This window comes from Erythrobacter sp. HL-111 (assembly GCF_900105095.1).
Classification (GTDB): Bacteria; Pseudomonadota; Alphaproteobacteria; order Sphingomonadales; family Sphingomonadaceae; genus Erythrobacter.
In genome coordinates this window covers 2,962,389-2,981,714 of record NZ_LT629743.1, presented here as the reverse complement: position 1 = coordinate 2,981,714, position 19,326 = coordinate 2,962,389, and the positions used below count along the sequence as shown (strand labels likewise).

Annotated in this window: 11 protein-coding genes; all 11 read right to left on the bottom strand. The window is 69.7% G+C overall.

All coding sequences use genetic code 11. The annotated features are described in order from the left end of the window. Positions 1-12: 12 nt before the first annotated feature. Positions 13-3,228 carry an efflux RND transporter permease subunit gene (locus BLU08_RS13995; RefSeq protein WP_090200422.1) on the bottom strand — a complete coding sequence of 1,072 codons (3,216 nt, stop codon included), beginning with the start codon at positions 3,226-3,228 and terminating at the stop codon, positions 13-15. Next, positions 3,225-4,601 (bottom strand): HlyD family efflux transporter periplasmic adaptor subunit, encoded by a 1,377-nt coding sequence (locus BLU08_RS13990; RefSeq protein WP_090200420.1) that lies wholly within the window; start codon positions 4,599-4,601, stop codon positions 3,225-3,227. The genes BLU08_RS13995 and BLU08_RS13990 overlap by 4 nt, the downstream gene beginning before the upstream one ends. Further along, positions 4,594-6,123, bottom strand: a complete 1,530-nt coding sequence (locus BLU08_RS13985; RefSeq protein WP_090200418.1) for an efflux transporter outer membrane subunit — start codon at positions 6,121-6,123, stop codon at positions 4,594-4,596. Before BLU08_RS13985 ends, BLU08_RS13990 begins: the two co-directional genes overlap by 8 nt. After that, positions 6,123-6,974: a bacteriorhodopsin gene (locus tag BLU08_RS13980; protein ID WP_090200416.1), complete on the bottom strand. Its 852-nt coding sequence runs from the start codon at positions 6,972-6,974 to the stop codon at positions 6,123-6,125. The genes BLU08_RS13985 and BLU08_RS13980 overlap by 1 nt, the downstream gene beginning before the upstream one ends. A 155-nt stretch (positions 6,975-7,129) precedes the next feature. Then, positions 7,130-7,300: a hypothetical protein gene (locus BLU08_RS13975; protein ID WP_157674571.1), complete on the bottom strand. Its 171-nt coding sequence runs from the start codon at positions 7,298-7,300 to the stop codon at positions 7,130-7,132. A gap of 23 nt (positions 7,301-7,323) precedes the next feature. After that, the gene (locus BLU08_RS13970; protein WP_233996005.1) at positions 7,324-11,595 is read right to left on the bottom strand and encodes a translocation/assembly module TamB domain-containing protein; all 4,272 of its coding nucleotides are present in this window, start codon (positions 11,593-11,595) and stop codon (positions 7,324-7,326) included. Next, a complete protein-coding gene (locus BLU08_RS13965) occupies positions 11,595-13,937 on the bottom strand; it encodes an autotransporter assembly complex family protein (RefSeq protein WP_090200412.1) in 2,343 nt (780 codons plus the stop codon). Before BLU08_RS13965 ends, BLU08_RS13970 begins: the two co-directional genes overlap by 1 nt. A gap of 181 nt (positions 13,938-14,118) precedes the next feature. Then, entirely contained in the window at positions 14,119-14,796 is a 678-nt protein-coding gene (locus BLU08_RS13960; protein ID WP_090200410.1) for a Fe2+-dependent dioxygenase, read from the bottom strand. A gap of 204 nt (positions 14,797-15,000) precedes the next feature. Continuing rightward, on the bottom strand, positions 15,001-16,008 hold the full coding sequence (locus BLU08_RS13955; protein ID WP_090200408.1) for a DUF6607 family protein: 1,008 nt from the start codon (positions 16,006-16,008) through the stop codon (positions 15,001-15,003). A gap of 45 nt (positions 16,009-16,053) precedes the next feature. After that, positions 16,054-18,312 carry a TonB-dependent hemoglobin/transferrin/lactoferrin family receptor gene (locus BLU08_RS13950; protein ID WP_369816800.1) on the bottom strand — a complete coding sequence of 753 codons (2,259 nt, stop codon included), beginning with the start codon at positions 18,310-18,312 and terminating at the stop codon, positions 16,054-16,056. A 243-nt stretch (positions 18,313-18,555) separates the two neighbouring features. Then, entirely contained in the window at positions 18,556-19,221 is a 666-nt protein-coding gene (locus BLU08_RS13945; protein WP_090200403.1) for a TetR/AcrR family transcriptional regulator, read from the bottom strand. Between the last annotated feature and the right edge of the window lie 105 nt (positions 19,222-19,326).

The window sequence follows — 19,326 nt, the reverse complement described above, 5'->3', positions numbered from 1 at the left end:
GGGCCGAACCGCTCACGATGCCGCCCCCGCCGTGGCGGCGTGGACCACTTCGACCTCGTCGGCGCGCTTGCCCTTGAGGCGGCTCTTGATCGCCACCAGCGCATCGGCGTGCGCCTTCGCCAGCGCGGTCACCACGACCATCTGCACGAAGGTCGCGAACAGCACGCCGAAGGCGACGCTCGCCGCCAGGGGCACGAGAAAGCGCGCCTGCACGCTCTGCGCCGCGATCAGCGGGAGGATGCCGAAGAAGGTCGTCATCGAAGTCAGCAGGATCGGACGCCAGCGGCTCTTCGCCGCCTCGACGATGGCGGTTCCGATCTCCTCGCCTTCGATCCGGCGCTCGTTCATGAAATCGACCAGCAGCAGCGCGTCGTTGACCACCACGCCCGCAAGCCCGACGATCCCGATCAGGCTGAGGATTGTGAGGTCGAGCCCGAGCAGGAGGTGGCCGAACACCGCGCCGACCAGCCCCAGCGGCACGGCGGACAGGATCACCAGCGGCTGGGTGTAGGAACGCAGCGGCACCGCCAGCAGCGCATAGATCGCGAACAGCGCAAGCGCGAGATTGCGCAGCAGCGCCGGGACGACCTCGCCCTGTTCGCGCTGCTCCCCGCCGAAGCTCCAGTCGAGGCTCGGGATGTCCTCCCGCAGGGTGGGGAGCACGTCGCGCCGGAGCTTTTCGGTGACATCCGACCCGGTCGTCACGCCGGATACCACGTCGGCGCGCACGGTGATGATCCGCCGCCCGTCGCGCCGGTCGATGGTCGAAGGCGCGGAGCCGTATTCGACATCCGCGACTTCGCCGAAGGGAATGCTGGCCGGGCTGTCGGGCGGGCGGATGCGGTAATCGGCGAGGTCCTCGAGCGCGTCGCGTTCGTCCTCCGGCAGGCGGACATAGACCCTCACCTCCTCGCGCCCGCGCTGGATCCGGACCGCCTCCGCGCCGAAGGTCGCCGCGCGCACCTGCTGCGCGAGATCCTGCCGGGCGAGGCCGAAATTGCGCGCCTGCGGGAGGAGTTCGAGCTCGAGCTCGCGCTGGCCTTCGGACAGGTCGTCGCGGATTTCGACCACGCCCGGCTGTTCGTTCAGCGCGGCCCGCACCCGTTCGACCGCACGCTGCAATTCCTCCTCGGTGTCGGCGGAGAGTTCCGCGACCACCGGGTCGCCGACCGAGACGAGGCTCGCCGAATAGGACAGGCTGCGCACGCCCGCGAGATCGCCCACTTCCTCGCGCAGCTTCTCCCGGAAGCGCCGCGCGGAGATGTCCCGCTCGTCGGGCTCCGACAGCTTGAAGCGTATCGTGGCGACGCTCGGCTGGATGAAGGGGGTTTCCCCGCCGCCCGGCCCGCGGCCGCTCTGGGGCAGGCGGCCGATGGTGGTGTAGGTGCCTTCGAGCAGGGGCGGCGCCTCGCTCTCGTCGTTCCCGCGCTCCTCCTCGAACTGCGCGGCGACGCGCTGCCCCGTGTCGCGCACGTGATCGGCCACCGCCAGCGTCACCGGGGCGGGCGTGCCCTGCGGCATCTCGAGCTCGGCGGTGACGAACTGCCCCTCGATCTGCGGGAAGAACACGAACTTGATGTAACCGGCCGAAAACAGCACCGCGACGATCGCGAGCAGCCCCGCGAGCCCGGCCATGACGACCATGTAATGCGCGACCGCGAAGCGCACCGACTTGTCGAGCGGGCCGTCGCGGAACCGGGCGAGCCGCTCGTCGAACCAGGCGCGCAGCCGGCCATGCGGGCGCAGCACCGGGTTATCCGGCTCCCCCTCCTTCATACCCGACAGGTGATGCGGCAGGATCAGGAGCGATTCGACGAGCGAGAGGCCGAGCGCGATGATGACGATGACGGGGATGGCATAGAGGAACTTGCCCGTCGTGCCCGGCAGGAAGACGAGCAGCGAGAAGGCGGTCATTGTCGTCAGGACCGCGAAGACCACCGGGCGCACCACGCGCTGCGTGCCCTTGACCGCCGCATCGATCCCGCTCGCGCCCTTTTCCCGCGCGGCATAGATGTTCTCGCCCACCACCACCGCGTCGTCGACGAGGATGCCGAGTGCGAGGATGAAGCCGAACAGCGAGAGCTGGTTGATCGAAAGATCGGCAAGGCCCATCACCGCGAAGGTCCCGACGAAGGACACCACGATCCCGAAGGACACCCAGAAGGCGACGCGCAGGTCGAGGAACAGGGCCAGCGTGACGATGACGAGGATCGCGCCCAGCACCGCGCTCTCGATCAGCAGCGATAGCCGGCTGCGAAGCTCGTTCGCCTCGTTCTGCCAGATCATGACCGAAACGCCGGGGGGCAGGCTGTCCTCCTGCTCGTCGATGTAGCGTTCGACCTCGGCTGCAACGGCGAGCGCCTGTTCGTCGCCGACGCGGAAGACCTGCACCGCGGCGGCGGGCCTGCCCTCGAAGCGGGTGACGAGGCCGCTGTCGCGAAACCCGTCGGTGACGGTCGCAATGTCGCCGAGCCGGACCTGCGCGCCCCCTTCGCCCGCGACGAGCACGATGTCCTCGAACTCGCTGCGCGAATAGTTCTGTGCCTCGACCCGCAGCTGGATGTCCTCGCCCCGGGTCTCGACGCCGCCGGCGGGCAGGTCGACGCTGTTCTGCCCGATCAGCCGGGCGATCTCGGGGAGCGAGAGATCATAGGCGCGCAGCTGCTCCTTCGACACCTCGACCGAGATCTCGTCGTCGCGCACGCCCGCGACCTCGACCAGCGAGATCGCGTCGCGCGCGGCAAGCTCGTCCTCGAAACGGTAGGCGATCTCCTTTAGGCTGGCAGGCGGGACGTCTCCGTAGATGACGAGCTCGATGACGCGCTGGCGATTGTCGATTTCGCTGACCTGCGGGCGTTCCGCGCGGTCGGGCAGGTTGGTGATCCGGTTCACCTCGGCCTGGACCTCGTCGACCTTGCGCGAGACCGAGACGCCCTCCTTCAGCTCGGCTGTGACGATGCCGAGCCCCTCCGCAGCGGTCGCGGTGATCGCATCGACCCCTTCGACCGCCTCGATCGCCTCCTCGATCGGCTGGATCACCGAATCCTCGATTTCCTCGGGCGAGGCGCCGCGGTATTCGACTTCGACCTGCACCGCGCTCAGGGTGAATTCGGGGAAGACCTTGGTCGGGATCTGCTGCACGCTGACCGCGCCCGCGACCAGCAGGAGCATCATCAGCAAGTTCGCCGCGACCCCGTTCCTCGCCATCCAGGCGATCATGCCGTTCATGCGCCGCCCTCGTCTATCGCGGGCTCGACGCCCCCGCTTTCGCGCGCGTCGAGCGCGGGGGCGGAGCGGCCCTCGTCGGTGCGGACCTCCATGCCCTCGGTGGCGGAGGGAACCTCGCCGGTGACGATCCGCTCGCCATCGGCAAGCTCTTCGCCGGTGACGAAAACGCTCGCCCCCTCGCGCGCGACGACGGTGACGGGGACGAAGGCAAGGGCGCCGTCGCGCACCGCCCAGACGCGGTCCTCGGCGCGCAGCGCATCGCGCGGGATTTCGAAATAGGCAGGCGGGGTCCGGGCGAGGAATTCGACATCGGCGAAGAAGCCGGGAAGGAGCGGCGGGGGATCGCCGGCCTCTCCGCCATCCCGGACCGCGCGCGCGCCGGTCAGGGGACGGGCGACCCGCACCACCACGTCGAGCGTGCGGGTGGCGGGATCGATCGCGCCCTCTGCTCCCTCGACCATCGCTTCCCACGCCCAGCGCGTGCCGCCGAAATCGACCCGCACCGTCGCGGGGCCGCCCGCGGCCGTGCCGCTGGTGACGGGCGCGAAGACGCGCGGGATCAGTGCGGCCTTGCGCTGGATGAGGGGGACGGCGACCTCGATCGAGCCTGCATCGTAAAGCCCGGCCAAGACCTCGCCCGGGCGCACGAACTGGCCGCGCTCGACCGATTTGGAACGCACCACCGCATCGAAGGGCGCGGTCAGCCGGGTGCGCGCGACATCGCGCCGCGCGCTTTCGAGCCTTGCGCGCGCCCCGGCGAGCGCGGCCCTGGCGGCATCGACCTGCGGTTGGCCGAGCGCGAGCGGAGAGGGTTCCTCCGCCAGTTCGGCGGTCGCCTGCTCGCCTTCGCCGGGGCGGAGGAAATCGCTTTCTATCCCGTCCGGCGGACCAGCGCTTTCGCCCTCGATCCGATCGCGCAGGCGTTCGAATTCCTCCTCGCGCGTGGCGCCCGACTCCTCGGCCTCAGCCAGTTCGACGCGCGCGCGCTCGACTTCGGCGCGGGCCTCCTCGACGCGCACCGTGTAATCGCCCGGATCGACCCGCAGGAGCGTTTCGCCGCGCCGCACGCGCTCGCCTTCGCGCAGGCGCGGATTGACCCAGACCACTTCGCCCGAAACCTGCAGCGACAGGCCGACCTCGCTCGCCGGGCGCACGTCGCCCCGCCCGCTCACGCGCAGCGGTTCGCTTTCCCGTTCGATCCGGGTGACGCTGACCAGCGGCGGGCGATCGGGCGGTTCCTCCTCCTGCTGCTGCGGGCGCAGGAACCACAGGGCGGCCGCGCCGGCCAGCCCGACGAGCAGCACGGCGAGCGCGATCAGCCGCCACTTGCGCTTGTCCGGCGCGTCCTCGCGGGTGCCTGCCTCCTCAGCCATCGCGGTCGGCCCGCGCGAGCCATTCGCGCTTCCATGCGCCGCCCAGCGCGCGATGGACGCCGAGCCGCGCCTCGGCGACGGCGCGCTCGGCCTCGACCATCAGGCGGCGCGAATTCAGCACGTTGAGCCGGGCGTCGAGCCAGTCCGAATAGTTCCCCGTCCCGCGCTCGAACCGGCGCAGCTGGAGATCGGCGGCATCGCGCGCGCTGGCGAGATCGGCCTCGATCAGCCGCACCCGCTGCGCCGCCGCCGCGTGCCGGGCGAGCGCGGCCTCGACCTCGGCGACCGCGTCGAGCACGGTGCGGCCATAGGCGAGCGCGCGCTGGCGCATCTGCGCCTCGCTGATGTCGATCTGCGCCCCGATCCGTCCGGCATCGAATATCGGCGCGGTGAGCGCGCCCAGCAGGTTCACGAACCAGTTCTGGGGCTCGAAGGCGCCGGAAGGCTCGTTCCCCTCGAGCCCGCCGCTCGCGCTGAGGGTCAGTTGCGGCAGGCGCGCCGCCTCGGCCGCCGCGACTCCGAAACGCGCCGCGTCGAGCTGCGCGCGTGCCGCGACGATGTCGGGCCTTCCTGCGAGCAGGCGCGCCGGAAGCCCCGCCGGGACCGCCTCCATCGGCAGCGTGACCGCGAGCCGGCCGGCCTCGGCGAGATAGGCGTCCACCTCGCGCGGATAGCTGCCGAGGAGCACGCCGAGCCGCGCTTTCGACCGGGCGAGGTTCGCCTCGAGCAGCGGGACGTTCGCCTCCGCCTCGCGCCGGCTTTCGCGCAGGGTGATGAGTTCGAAGGAGGACCCGATCCCGCGCAGGAAGGCGCGTTCGGCAAGACCGACCCGCTCGGTCAGGATCGCCGCCTGCCGCTCGCTGAGCTCGCGCAACTGCTCGGTCTCGACGAGGTCGAAATAGTTTCGCATCACCTCGCTCGCGATGCGGATGCGGACCGCCTGCAGTTCGGCGCGGCTCGCCCGGTAGTTCGCGTCGGCTGCGCGGGCGCGGTTCCTGAGCCGCCCCCAGATGTCGGCCTCCCACGAGGCCTCGAGCTGGGCGGTGTAGGTCGAGAAGGAGAACCGCCTGGGGTCCGATTCGGGCGGAGGGGTTCCGCCGTCCGTCCCGTCCGCGGGAGGGTCCGCGCTCCCGTCCTCCCCCGGCTCGCCCTGCCCCAACTCGCCCAGCGCCGCGCCGAGCCCGGTCGCGGGCTGGTTCGCGTAATTCGCCTCGGCCCCGGCATTGACCTGCGGGAACCGGCCCGCCCGCTCGAGCGCGTAGCGCGCCTCGACCTCCTCGATCCGCGCGACCGCCTCGGCGATGTCGAGATTGCGGCGCAGCGCGCGCTCTACGAGGCCGTCGAGCGCCGGGTCCTCGTAGCTCTGCCACCATTTGACGGAGCGGTAGGCGCGGGGCGCTGCCGCGGCCTCGCCATAGGCTTCGGGAAGACTCGTCGCGGCGGCGGGGACGGGGGCGTCGGGAGGGCCGATGGCGCAGCCGGCGAGCATCGCCGGCGCGCCCAGCGCAAGGGCTGCCCGCATCAGCGCGCCGGGGCCCGCTCGTCGAATTCCCCGCTCGCCACGCGGGCGGGCTCGAACCCTTCCTCGGCGCTGCGGCGGAGCGCGACCTGCGACAGGATCACGCCGAACACCAGTTTGGAGGAGACATCGGCGACGGTGTAGATCACCTGCCGTACCACCACGCCATCGGCCGTGGGCGCGAACAGCGGCATGGCGTAGGCGAACGGGTAGATCGACCAGGTCGCCAGCAGGAACCAGAAGCAGAACTTGAGCCGCGAACGCACCTCGTCCGAGGGCGCGCCTTGCGGGTTGCGCACCGCATTGGCGAGGATCAGCAGCATCCAGACGAAGAACGCGGTCGAGATGATGCCCCAGATCCAGAACTGTTCGGCCCCCTCGTAGCCGGGGACGCCCGCCACCGCGGGCTCGAAATACTGGCCGACATAGCCGGTGAGGATCATCAGCACGCCCGCGATGGTCAGCTTCGCCCAGCGATTGCGCAGCTCGGTCCCCACGAAACCGCACACGACGACGAGCTGCGTCGCCAGCATCGGCACGTCGATCAGCCAGTTCATGTAGCGATAGCCGTTGGAGAACCGCTCGCCCGCGACCGGCACGAAGCTTCCTTGCAGCTCCGCCCATTGGAAACTCTCGTTCCACAGCAGCCAGAGCTGGCCGAGCTCCAGCGCGGCGGAGACCATGACGACGGCGGAGATATTGGCCGAGAGACGATAATTGGGCGCGGTCGTGCGCGCAGTCATCGCGAAATAGACGAGCCCGGCGAGAAAGACCGCGGTCGAGAACGCGAAAAGATGGCGGATGACGTCGTATTGCCAGAAGTCATAGGCAAGGAAATTCTCGATCGAGGGCATGGGTGCTCTCCGAAACGTGGATGCGGGGTTCAGGCGGGGATACCTGCACCCAACGTCGCCGGAGATTTTTCGGTTCCGAAATTTCTCATCTGGCAGCGCGGGCTTGTTGCAAATTTCTTTCACCCGAACTTTCGGCGGGACGAAAACAATATATGTTATTCTTCCGGCCCCGTTTCGGCACCGCGCGGCGGGCCTGTTTCGCCCTGTCCCTCTTCCGCGAGTTCGGCATCGATCGCATCGGCCCTTTCGGCGATCGCCTGTTCGGCCTCGTCATAGCGGGTGTCGAAATCGGGTTCCTCCGCACACCCCGCGGCGAAGATGGACAAGCCCAGCGAAACCGCGCGGAGCATCAGTAATCCCTGCTGTATTGGACGTTGACATTGGTCGCGCCCGAACCGCCCGCCTGGCTGAGGACCGACAGTGCCCGGGTGAGGCTGATCTCGATCTGGGTGGCGGTGAAGCCGCGCGCGTCGGTGATGAATTCGACGTAGATGTCATCGGTCAGGTACTGGCCCGCCGCGATCGCCGTGCCGCGCCCGGTCGCCTCGTCCGAGCCGAGCACGCGCAGGCGGTCGATGCCCGTCGCCGAGCGCAGCGTGCCGAGCGGATTGAACCCGCCGCCGGTCGCGCGCAGCGAATTGAGCGAGGCAGCAAGCTGCACCGCCTGGATCGCCGACAGGTTGGCGATCGAGGAGCCGAACAGGATGCGGCTGAGCACCTCGTCCTGCGGCAGCGAGGGCGTGCTGCCGAAGGTGATCTGCGGATCGAAGGCCCGTCCCTCGATGTTCACGTTGACGTTGAGATCGTCGATCTGCTCGGTCGCGGTCATCGAAATGGTCGGATTGATCTCGCGTCCGCCGACGAAGCCGAGCCGGCCTTCGCTGAGATTGAACGAGCGCCCGGCGAAACCGAGCGTCCCGCGAATGAGGTTGATCGTCCCCGACACCCGCGGATCGGCGCTCGTCCCGGCGAGCGAGAGGTCCGCGCCCCATTCGCTTTCGAGTCCCATGCCCGAGACATAGAGCTCGTCGGGTGCCCTCAACGCCACGTCGAGCCGGACCTTGCCGAACAGGCCCGGTCCCGGGCTTGCCCGTTCCTCGCCGGTGATGCGCGCGGGACCGCCGCGTTCCCGGAAACGGACGCCTTCGAGCGCGGGCACCTCCGCCGCGCTCTGGCGGACGATGCGATAGCGCGTTTCGCCGAGCCGGATCTCGCCCGCGAGGAGCGCGGTCTCGCCCGCCTGCTTGGTCAGGCGCAGGTCGCCGGTCGCGCGGGCGGAGACCGAATCGCTGCGGGCGAGGCGGGCGTTGCGCAATTCGGCCCTGAGGTCGATCGGATAGCCGCTTTCGGCCGACAGGCTGACGAAGCCGCTCGCCGAGACCGTCCCGTCGCCGGCATCGGCCGTCAGCCGCTCGATCTCGAGCCGCGAGCCGTCGAAGCGTGCCGAAACCGCCATGTCCGACAGGCGCGTGCCGTAGATCTGGTTGCGATAGTCGAGCGACTGCGCCCGCACGAGCCCGGAGATCCGCGGGTTGTCGACCCGCCCGTCGAAATCGGCCGCGATGCCGATCGTCCCCTCGAGCGTCTGGTCGGGCTGGCCGGCGAAGGAAAACAGCGTCGCGGACGGCCCGTTATAGCGCACCCCGCCGCCGAGCGGGGCTTCGATCAGGCGTTCGGTCCACGGCCCCGCGCCCGGCCCCAGCGGACGCAGCGAGGCGATCATGCGCCCGATCACCGACCCGCGCTGGCGCACCACCGCCCGCGCCTCGCCCCCGTCGGCGAGCAGTGCGCCGACGAAATTGATGTCGATCGGCTCGCTCACCGCGGCGGCGGTCGAGCGGCTGAAATCGTCGATCTTCAGGCGCGCATCGGCGCGCGGGAACGCCTCGGCGGAGCTTTGCGTGAAGTCGAGGCTGCCGCTCGCCGTCCCGGCAAGGCCGAGGCCGGGCACGAAGGCGTTGACGAGCGCGACGTCGAGCTCGTCGAGCCGGCTCCGCACGCGCAACCCCTCGCCATAGCGCCCGGCCAGCCGCAGGCTGCCCGATCCGACCTCGATCCGGGTCGGGAGCAGTTCGTAGCCCTCCTCGCCCGGCACGATCCGCGCCGGCGAGGCGGTGCTGAGCGCGATGCCGCGCATCCTGCCGGTGATCGCGGCGCGCCACAGGTCCGGCGCGAGTTCGGCGTTGGCGGCGATGCGGAAGGGCGCGCCTCTCGTCCCCTCGGCAAGGATGCGGGCGCTGCCGGTGCCGTCGCGGTAATCGATCCTGGCCTTGGCCGCGTTGATGCTGACCGGGCCGAAACCGGCGCGCGCGATGTCGGCATCGGCGACCACGCGCGGGCTGTCTTCGAGGACGATCCGAGCGTCGATGCGCGCCGCGCCGATCGAAAGGTCGAGCGGGCCGCCGAGATTGCTGTTCCGGGCGCGCAGGTTGACGAGCGCCTCCTGGTATTCGCCCCGCGCATCGAGCCGCACGACCCCGCCGATCCCGCGGCCTTTTGCATCGAGCCGCCCGACGAAGGGCCCCGCCGCGCTCTGTTCGAGCGCGCCCGAAAGCGCGATGCCCGCAAAGTCGGCTCGCGCGATGTCGAGGCTGAGGGTCTCGCCCGTGCCCAGCACGAAATCGGCATCGACCGGCCCGTAATCGGTCTCTCCGGTCGCGACGACGCGGTAGCCCCCCGGCGCGCCCTCGATCCCGGCGGTGAGGTTCACCAGGCCGACGCCGAGGCCCGGCCTTTCGGCGGTGAGGGTCGCATCGGGATCGGCGATGGTGCCGTCGACCGCGAGCGCGAAGGGACCGTAGGCCGCGCTTTGCCCGCTCGTATCGAGCGCGACCCGCCCGTCGAGCGCGTAGAGGCCGCTGCCGCCCGTCACCTCGAATTCCGGCGCGCGGACCCGCAGGTTGGCGAAGCGGAGCCGCCCGTCGGACGTGTAGACGATGTCGCTCGCCGCGACCGCCTGCCCGCCGAGGAAGTCGCGCACGCCGTCGCTGGCGATGCGCTGCGAGCGGGTGCGGACCCGGCCGCTTATGGTGAAATCGCCCTCGCCGGTCGCGGCCAGTTCGAGATTGGTGCCGATAGCGAAGATACCGACGCTTTCGATCCGGTAATCGTCGAGCGTGCCGTCGATCGAGCCCGAATAGCGCCCTTGGGCAAGGTTCGCGAGGACGGTCCCGCGCGCGTCGATCCGTCGCGAGGTGAGGCGCAGGTTGTCGGACAGCAGCCGGTCGCCCTCGAGCGCGAAGGAGCCGGTGAGGCGCAGGTCCGTGAGCGGACCTCCCGCGGCGGTGTCGATCCCCGTCGCCCGCGCCGCGCGGGCCTCGACGGGGATGGTCAGCACGCCCCCGTCGCGCCGCGACACGCCGGCCGCGGCGAAATCGACGAAGGTGACGGCCGCGATGCCGAGCCGCTCGGCGGTGACGCGGTAATCGATCGCGGGCGCGGCGAAGGCCCCGTCGAGCACGAGGTCGGCGGCGATCCCGCGGCCCGAGAAGACATCGGTCAGCGCCGCGGGTTCAAGCAGGCGGAAATCGAGCGCCAGCTGCTCGAACGTGCTCGCGCCGATGTCGATACCGCCCGCCGCCTCGAGCCGGAAGGCCCCGCTCGACAGCGTTCCCGCGATCTCGGCGAGGGAATCCTCCAGCTCGGCGGTCAGGTCGATCGCGAGCTCTGGCGCAAGCAGGCTCGCCGGACTGCCCTCGAACAGCCGCGCGGCCTGCGCCGTGCCCTCGATCCCGAACGTCCCGTCGCGGGCGGAAAGATCGAGCCGCGCGAGGTCTTCCCCCGCGAGGGTCGCGGCGAGCCGTCCGTCCCATGCGGTCCAGTCGCCCTCGCCCGTCAGCTCGGCGGTGAGCGGCTGTTCGATGCCCGCGATCGCGGCGATCACCCCGTCCTCGGGGGCGGCAAGGTCGAGTTCGATGGCAAGCCGGTCCTCCTCCGGCACGGCGTCGAGCAGCAGGGCGAGCCGGTCGCCCGCCACTGCTCCGCCCGGTGCCGTTTCACCCGGCTCCGCTTCGACCGGAAGCGTCGCGAGGTCGGCCATCACCTCGGCGCGCCCCTCCTCGACGTGGGCCTCGCCCTTCAGCGTCAGCACCCGCCGCGCGCCCGTCACCGCCTCGCCGACCAGGATGCGGTCGATCACCAGCCGGTCGACCTTGATGTCGAAGGAGGGCAGGAGCGGCGCGTCGTCGGGCGGGGTCTCGGCGAATTCGGGCAGGCGTTCGAGCCGCACCTCGGGGCTGGAGAGCGAGCGGATGTCGAGCCGGTTGCCGATGAAGGCGAAGGGCCGCCAGTCGAGCGTCACCCGCGACGCGGTGGCGAAGACGCCTTCCGGGTCGCTCAGCGCGAGGTCGCGGATGACGAGATTGCCGTAGAGCGAGCCCTCGATCCGTCCGATACCGATCTCCAGCCCGTTCTCGAATTCCAGCCCCTCGATCTGCCGCTTGACGAAATCCTTGCCCGGCGGCGTGTTGATGCCGATCAGAGCCAGCGCGGCCAGCGCCACCACCACGCCGAGCGCGATCGCGAGCCCGCGCAGGATCCGCACCGGCCAGCTGCGGTGCCCAGGCCGCTCGCCGGTCTCTTCGGCCATGTCGGCCTCGTGCGGGGGGGCGCCCTCTGCCATCAGAACGCCTGCCCGATGGAGACATAGACCGCGAAGGAACTTTCGCCGCGACGCCGGTCGATCGGCATGGCGATGTCGACCCGCACGGGTCCGAAATTGGTGTAGTAGCGCCCGCCGATCCCGACCCCGAACCGGATGTCGTCGAATTGCGGCATCGTCTCTTCATAGACCTGCCCCGCATCGACGAAGGCGGCGACGCCGTAATCGCCGAAGCGATAGCGCACCTCGCCCGCGGCCTCGAACAGGCCGCGCCCGCCGATCGGTCGTGAGCGGAAGGGATCGGGCAGGTCCTCGGGATCGGTGTCCGGTTCGATGTCCTCGGGATCGGGAAAATCCGGGTTGGGTTCGAGCACGCGGGGGCCGAGCTCCTGGAAACCGAAGCCGCGCACCGACCCGCCGCCGCCAGCGTAGAAACGCCGCGAGGGGGCGAGGTCGAAGCGGTCGAGACCCTGGATTGTCCCGAGCCGCACGCGCCCGGCAAGCACGATCGATTCCGTCGCCGGGAAATAGGCCGACCCGTCGATCTGGGCGCGGACATAGGGCTCGAACCCCTTGTTGAGCGAGGCCTCGGGCTCGACCAGCGCGGTCAGGCGGAAGCCTTCGGTGGGGTTCAGCAGGCTGTCGGTCGTGTCGAACCCGACTTCGCCCTTGACCCCCGCGACCATGAAGGTCCGCCGGTCGCGCCGGTTCCGGGCGATGTCGAAATCCTGCTCGTCCGAGACGAAGAACTGCACGCCATAGGCATAGGTCAGCCGCTTCTGCCAGATCGGGGTCGAGATGTAGCGCACCATCGCGGCGACGCGTCCGGTGAAGGCCTCGAACGCCTCGAAATCGGACCGCAGGACATCCGCGCCGAGTTCGAAGGAACGGTCGCGCCGCCCCGCGTTGGAGCGGCGGAAGGTCACGCCCAGCGCCTGTTCCTGCGTCCCGGCAAGGGCGCGGGCCGAGAGCGCGCCCTCGGGCGGGAAGAGGTTGCGGTGGGTCCAGCTGCCCTCGACGCTGAAGCCGCGCCCCGTGCCGAACCCGGCATTGCCCGCGATGGTGCGCGGCGGCCCGGCGTCCTGGGTGACCACGACGCGGGCATATTCGCGGCCCTCGCCGGTGTCCTCGCCGGTGGGCTGCGGATAGACCGCGACCGTGTCGAACAACCCGGTCGCCACCAGCGCCTTGCGAAGGTCGTCGAGCATCCGGCTGTCATAGGGCTCGCCGCGCTCGAAGCGGGCGATCTCGGCGATGTGATCGGCGTCGAAGGCGAGGTCGCCATCGGTCGTGATCTCGCCGAAGGCCGAGCGCGGTCCGGGATCGACCGGAAGGGTGTAGACCCCGCCGCCGGTGTCGCGGTCGAGCAGGATGTCGCGCTCCCCGACCTCGACGAAGGGATAGCCTTCCTGCGGCAGCACCACGGCGATGCGCGCCTCGGCCCCCTGCACCCGGGTCGCGACGATCGGCTCCCCGATCTCGAGGTCGAGGGTATCGCGGATCAGGTCCGGCGGGTCGATCGGCGGAGCCTCGACGATGATCTCGTCGAAGACGTAGCGCTGGCCCGGCACCACCTCGATCCGCGCCGTCAGCGGGCCGTCGTCCCGGTCGCGGTCCGGGCGGACCAGCCGTTCGCGCACGCTCGCACCGAACCAGCCCTGCGCGGCGAGCAGTCGCTTTGCCAGTTCCGCGTCCTCGGCCAGCCGGGCGTTCAGCTGGGCGAGGTTGGCGGCATCGCCATCGCCCGCCTCGAGCGAGGAAAGGTCGAAGAAGCGATCCCTGAAATCCGGCGGGACCTGCGCGTCCGCGTCATCGAGGCCGACCAGCTCGATCTCGTAGGCGATCTCCTCCGGATCGGCGGGCGGCGGCGCGTCGTCGTCGTCGAAGGTGACGGCTTCGAGTTCGAAGCTCTCGATCGGCGTGAGCGGATCGGTCAGCGCTGTGTCCTCGATCGGTTCGCCGTCGGCCGTCGCGGCCCCGGCGAGCGGCGCATCCCCGCTCGTCCCGCGCGACGCCCGCTCCTGCGCCCCGGCCATGCGGCGGTCGAATTCCTCGATCGTCTCGAGCGGCTCGTCGAGCGCGGGATCCTCCCCGGGGGCAAGTTCGGGCACTTCGCGCTCGAATTCCTCTTCGGTGATGATCGTTTCGGCTTCGGGCAGGTCGGCATCGGCGGGCGGTTCGGGTATGTCGAGGTCGGTTTCCCCCGCGTCTTCCGCCGCGGCCTCCTCCCGCTCGTCCGCCGCATCCTGCGCGGCGAGGGGCGCCGCGTGGCCGGCCAGGCCGAACAGCAGCACGGGCACGAGCTTGGCGGCCAGCGCCCGGCGGCGATCGCCCCGCCTGCGGGCGAGCGCTTCGGGCTTCATGCATGGTGACCCTCTCGGGTTCATTCCGGATCGTTCCCCTCGGCCTTGGCCCTGTCCCGCCGCGTGTCTTGCCCGGCGCGCAGCTCGCCGCAAGGAAGATAAGGTGCCGGGCGGTGCCAAGGTTCCGAGACGCCGCCAGCGCGCGGCGGGACGTGGCTGGCATGGGTTGCAAGGCCCCGGTTCAGCGCCGCCCCCACATCCGCAGGAGATTGGCGATCGTCTTGTCGAGGGTCAGCAATTCGGCCGACTGGCGCGGCAGCCGCGCGCGCAGCGAGACGCGCAGGTTCTCGAGATCGAACAGCATCTCGCGCTGAGCCCCGTCGGCGATCCAGCTTTCGATCCAGCCGACGCAAGCGATCCGCGCGCCGCCGGTAACGGGCCGCACTTCGTGGATGCTGGAGGAGGGATAGAGCACGAGGTCGCCCGCCTCGGGCTTGACCCATTGCGTCATCCCGGCGGCGTGGATGACGAGTTCGCCGCCCGCATATTCCTCCGGCGGGGAAAGGAACAGGGTGAAGGAAACGTCGGTCCGCAGGCGGTCCTCGCCCTTGCCCATCAGCGCGTTGTCGACATGGGCGCCGTAATGCCCCTCGCCCTCGGTCCGGCTGACGAGCAGGCGGGAGAAGCGGCGCGGCTGAGCGGCGGCCCGCACCACCGGGTTGTCGGAAATAATGGCGAGCAGGTCGCGGTGCAGTGCCTCCCCCGCGCTGCCGGAAAGCACCGCCTGGAGGTTGCGCTTGACCGCCTTCGCCGTCGCTCCGGCGGTTGTCCGGCCGTCACGCCATTCGAGCCGGTCGATGCGGCCCCTCAGAGCGTCGAGGACGGCGGCATCGTCGAGCGCGCGGATGGTGAGGATCATGCCGGGCGTGTCCGCGGGCGAATGGGGCAGGTGACGATGCGCAAAGGCCGACCTTCGATGGTTCTCCCTGTCGCGACTAGAGCCTGGCGAGGCAAAATGAAAGTCGCCCGGCGGCAACAGGCGGCAAGCCGGAACGAAACGGGCGGGATGCGGACCCTTGCCGCATCCCGCCCTGTTCGCCGGAGCCGGCGCCCGCCGGGCCGATCAGCCGCCGCTGCGCATGGTGCCCCGGTCGATCAGCGCTACGGCCTTGGCGCTCGCCTCTTCGGAGGCCATCTCGCCCTTCAGGAGCGCGTCGGCCATCTTCAGCAGCTCGCTCGCGATCGTGGTGCCGACCTCTGCGTTCTGCGGGATGCGGATGCCGCCGTTCTCGAGCGCGACGCGGTCCCACTTAGTGCGGATCGCTTCCCAGTAATCCTTGGTCTTCGACCAGTATTCCTCCGCCGCCGCGACTTCGTAGCCGTCATAGCGTTCATAGGTGTTGAGCACGTATTCCTGCACCACCGGGACCAGTTCGGCCTCGCCTTCGCCGGCGGGCTTCAGCTTGGTGTTGTCCTGCCAGTGGATCCAGCCGTCGGGCGTGAGCTGGTGGCGATTGACGCCGACATAGCGATCATAGACCGGGTTTCGCACCGCATCGCGCCGGGCGAGCGGGCGGGCGGTCGCGTTCGAGGTCCAGCTCTTCACGCCGTTCTTCGTCTCCCACCGGCCGTAGCCGGCGTAGCGCGGGCTGTCGTCGACCTGATAGACCGTCTGCGACCACGCGCCCTCGCGCTCCTCGGCGGACACGGGTTCGAGCTGCCAGGTGTCGCCGCCCTTGAAGTCGAGGATCGCCTCGGGCTCGTATTCCCAGTCCTGGCGCCAGTGCTTGACGACATAGGGGCCGTTGTCCGTGTCGACCACGAGGAGGTGCTGGAGCACGATCTTGTCGCCCGTGTCCTCGATCACGCGGACCGATTCGTACCCGCTCGACACCTTGCGTTCGAGCGGTTCGTAGCCTTCCATCCAGGGGGTCGATTCCTGCATGTCGAAGACGACGGCATAATCGCCCGCCATCGACAGGATGGTTTCGCGATCGGCCGTGAAGGCCGGGTCCTCGGCGGCTTCGCTGCGGACGGACGGTTCGTCGGCGAACGCCGGGACCGCAGGGATCGCGGCCAGCGCGAGGGCGGCGAAACCGCTGGCGAAAATGGTCCTGGTAAGTTTCTGCATCGAAAATCTCCGATTCACGTGACGGCATGTTATCGCAAACGATAATCAGAATTGGAAGCTTGCAGACACGCTGAAATTGCGGCCAGGCCGGGTGAACGCCCCCGCGATGTTCGAATCCGCCACCGAAAGCCCGCGCACGTCGGACCAGTAGATGTACCGCTCGTCGGTGACGTTGAAGAGGCCGGCGCGCAGCTTCACCGCATCGCTCAGCGCGACGAAGGCGGTGAGGTCGACGATGGTGAAGGCGTCGGGCCGGAAGAGGCCGTCCGGGGTGTCCTCGGCGTCCTTGCGGGCGTTGTGGGTCACGATGACCTCGCCCCCGAAGCGGCCGGCCGGATCGCGGTAGCCGAGCCCTGCGACGAGGTTGTAGGGATCGATCGTGTCGAGCGGGGTCTGGCTGCCGTCGGGCTCGATGATGTCGCCCTTGGCATAGGCCATGGCGAAACGCCCGGTGATGCCGTTGTCGAGCCTGAGGTCGGCGCGCGCCTCGAGCCCCTCGATCTCGACCGCGTTGAAGTTGACGAACTGGAACACCGCCGGGTCCTGCGGGGTGAAGGAACCGCTGATGACCTGCTGGCTGATGAAGTTGTCGTAGTCGCCCTTGAACCCGACCACCTGGACCGAGAAGATATCGGCCGTATAGCGCGCGCCCGCTTCGAAGCTTTCGCTGGTTTCAGGCTCGAGGTCGGGGTTGGGCGCGGAGATGTAGCCGCCAGCGGGGAACTGGTAGAAGTTGTTCACCTGGCTCGGCGTGGGCGCGAGGAACCCTTGCGCGTAATTGCCGAAAAGCAGGAATTCGTCGGTCAGGTTCACCGTCACGCCGAGCTTGGGCGAAAGCCGGCTGTCGCTCTGTCCCTCGGGCTGGAAGCCGACCAGCAGCGGGTCGTCGGTCGGGTCGAGGTCGTAGAAATCGAACCGCAGCGCCGGGAACAGCTTCACCGCCCCGTCCGCGAAGGTGATCTCGTCCGACAGGAACAGCCCGCCGAGCGTGAAGTCGGTCACCGGGAAGGCGCGCGTCGGGAAGGTTTCGCTGCTCGGCGGGAAGGTCCCGTCGCGCAGGCCTTCCTGCCGGGTGAAGCTGACATCGCCGCCGAATGCGACCTGGTGCCGCATACCGCCGAGGCCGAAGGAGGAGCGCGCCTCGCCGACCGCGCCGTAGACCCGGTTCTCGAAGGTGTTGAGCCGTTCGCGGTCGGGTGCGGGAATGAAGCCGAGCGGCGTGCGCTCCTCGAGGGCGAACTGGCGGTCCTCCGCGTCCTGCCAATAGGCCGAGAGGAAGGCGTATTCGATCGCGTCGTCCGCATCGCCGTCAAAGGTCCAGTCGAGCGAGACGCGCCCGCGCCGGTTGGTGTCGCGGGCGGTGACCGCATCGACGTTCCAGGCCGGCGAAGGGCCGAACAGGAAGGCCGGGCCGATCGCGGTCAGCACGTCGGTGCGGACTTCGGAATCGAGATATTCGCCGGTCAGGCGGATGCGGTGCGCGCCGCTGTTCCACACCAGCTTGCCGAGCACCGCGTCGCTCCGCCCGATCTGCGGGTTGGGCGCGGTGCGGTCCTCGCCCACGCCGTCGTTCTCGCCCCGGTTCTCGAGCTCCTCGAAATCGCGGCTGGTGTAGGCGATCATGGCCGACAGGTTGCCGCCGATCCGGCCCGCCATCGTCGCGGTGAGGGCGAATTCGTCGTCCTCGCTCGAATATTGGGAGGAGACGAAGCCGCCGAAATCGTCGGTCCCGACGAGGTCGACGGGGTCGGAGGTCACGAAACTGACCGCGCCCGCGAGCCCGTCGCTGCCGTAGAGCGCCGAAGCCGGGCCGCGCAGGATCTCGACCGACTTGACCAGGCTGACATCGGTGAAGCCGCCGCGCCCGGCGTCCTGCGCGCCGAAGGCGAAGCCCTGCGGCGAGCGGATGCCGTCGACCTGGATGAGCACGCGGTTGCCGCCGATCCCGCGGATGACGAAATCCTCGTTGCGCGCGCGGCCGGTCGAACCGAAGGCGGCCCCGAAGCGCGCCGGCGCGCGGCGCACGGTGACGCCGGGTTCGAAGCGCACCAGGTCCTTGATGTCGGTGGCGAGCTGGTCGGCGATCTCCTCGTCGGTGAGGACGGTGACGGTGGCGGGCACCTCCTGGATCTTCACCGGCGTGCGGGTGGCGGTAACGACGATCGTGGGGTCGTCCCTGACCTGCGGCGCGGCCTCTGCCTCTGCCTCGGCGGTTTCGGCGGAGGCGGGCATCGCGGCGAACGAGGCGGCGAACAGGGCGGCGGCGAGCGCCGCGAGAGAAGGCGATGCGTGTGGAGCTTTCACGGTCGATCCCATGTCACAATGTTACGAGAAACCTGCTGCCGAATGCCCTTGCTGCGAATGAGAGTCAATAGATTTGCGAATGAGAGTGCGAATAGTTCGCAGTGGGTCGCCGCGAACACGGCTTCGGCCCTGGCGGGAAGGGAGCCGAACGGCCCCGGTGGCGGGCTGGTGGGTGAGGCTGGCAGAGCGCCTGCGGGAAGGGCGGAACACGCGCAGGGGAGCGGGACCGGCCCCGGCCGGGTCTCAGCGGCGCGCGATGCCTTCGGCGATCAACCGGTTGACCGCCGCGGCGAGTTCGTCCGGATCGCGGGCGGCCCCGTCCTTCTCGCCCCACACGACATAGCGCAGCCCGACAAACACGTTCATTCCCATGATCGCCCATGCTTCGAGTTCGCCCAGCCCCTCGCGCAGTTCGCCCGCGGCGGCCCCGGCCTCGAGCCGCCCGCGGATGCGCTCGGCGATCGTCTCGTAATGGGCGCGGTAACTGTCCGGGTCGACGAATTCGGCCTCGTCGATGATGCGGTAGATTTCCTTGTGCTCTCGGGCGAAGGCGAGGAAGGCGGCGAGCGCGGCGCGTTCGATCTCGAGCGCGCCCATGCCCTCCTTCAGCGCCGAACGCGCCGAGGTGCGGACATTCTCGCTCATGTCGGCGACCAGCGCGCGGAACAGCGCGTCCTTGCTGTCGAAATAGGTGTAGAAACTGCCCAGCGCGACGCCCGCGCGGCGGGTGATCGAGCTGACCGAGGCTTCGTGAAAGCCCTTCTCGCCGAATTCGACCGCCGATGCGTCGAGCAGTTTTCGCAGGGTCTTGCGCCCGCGCTCGGTGCGGGGCGCCTTGCCCTCGCCCGCCGCGCCGTCGACCTGCGACGCGCTCTTCCCGCCCGCTCGCGAAGTTCCGCTACCTGCCATGACCATCTCCCGTGGACGCATCGGTAAGCATGGCGAAGGACCGGCACAAGAACAAACTTGAAAGCTGGTTCACCTTTCAATATTGAACCGGGAAACAACTGGAAC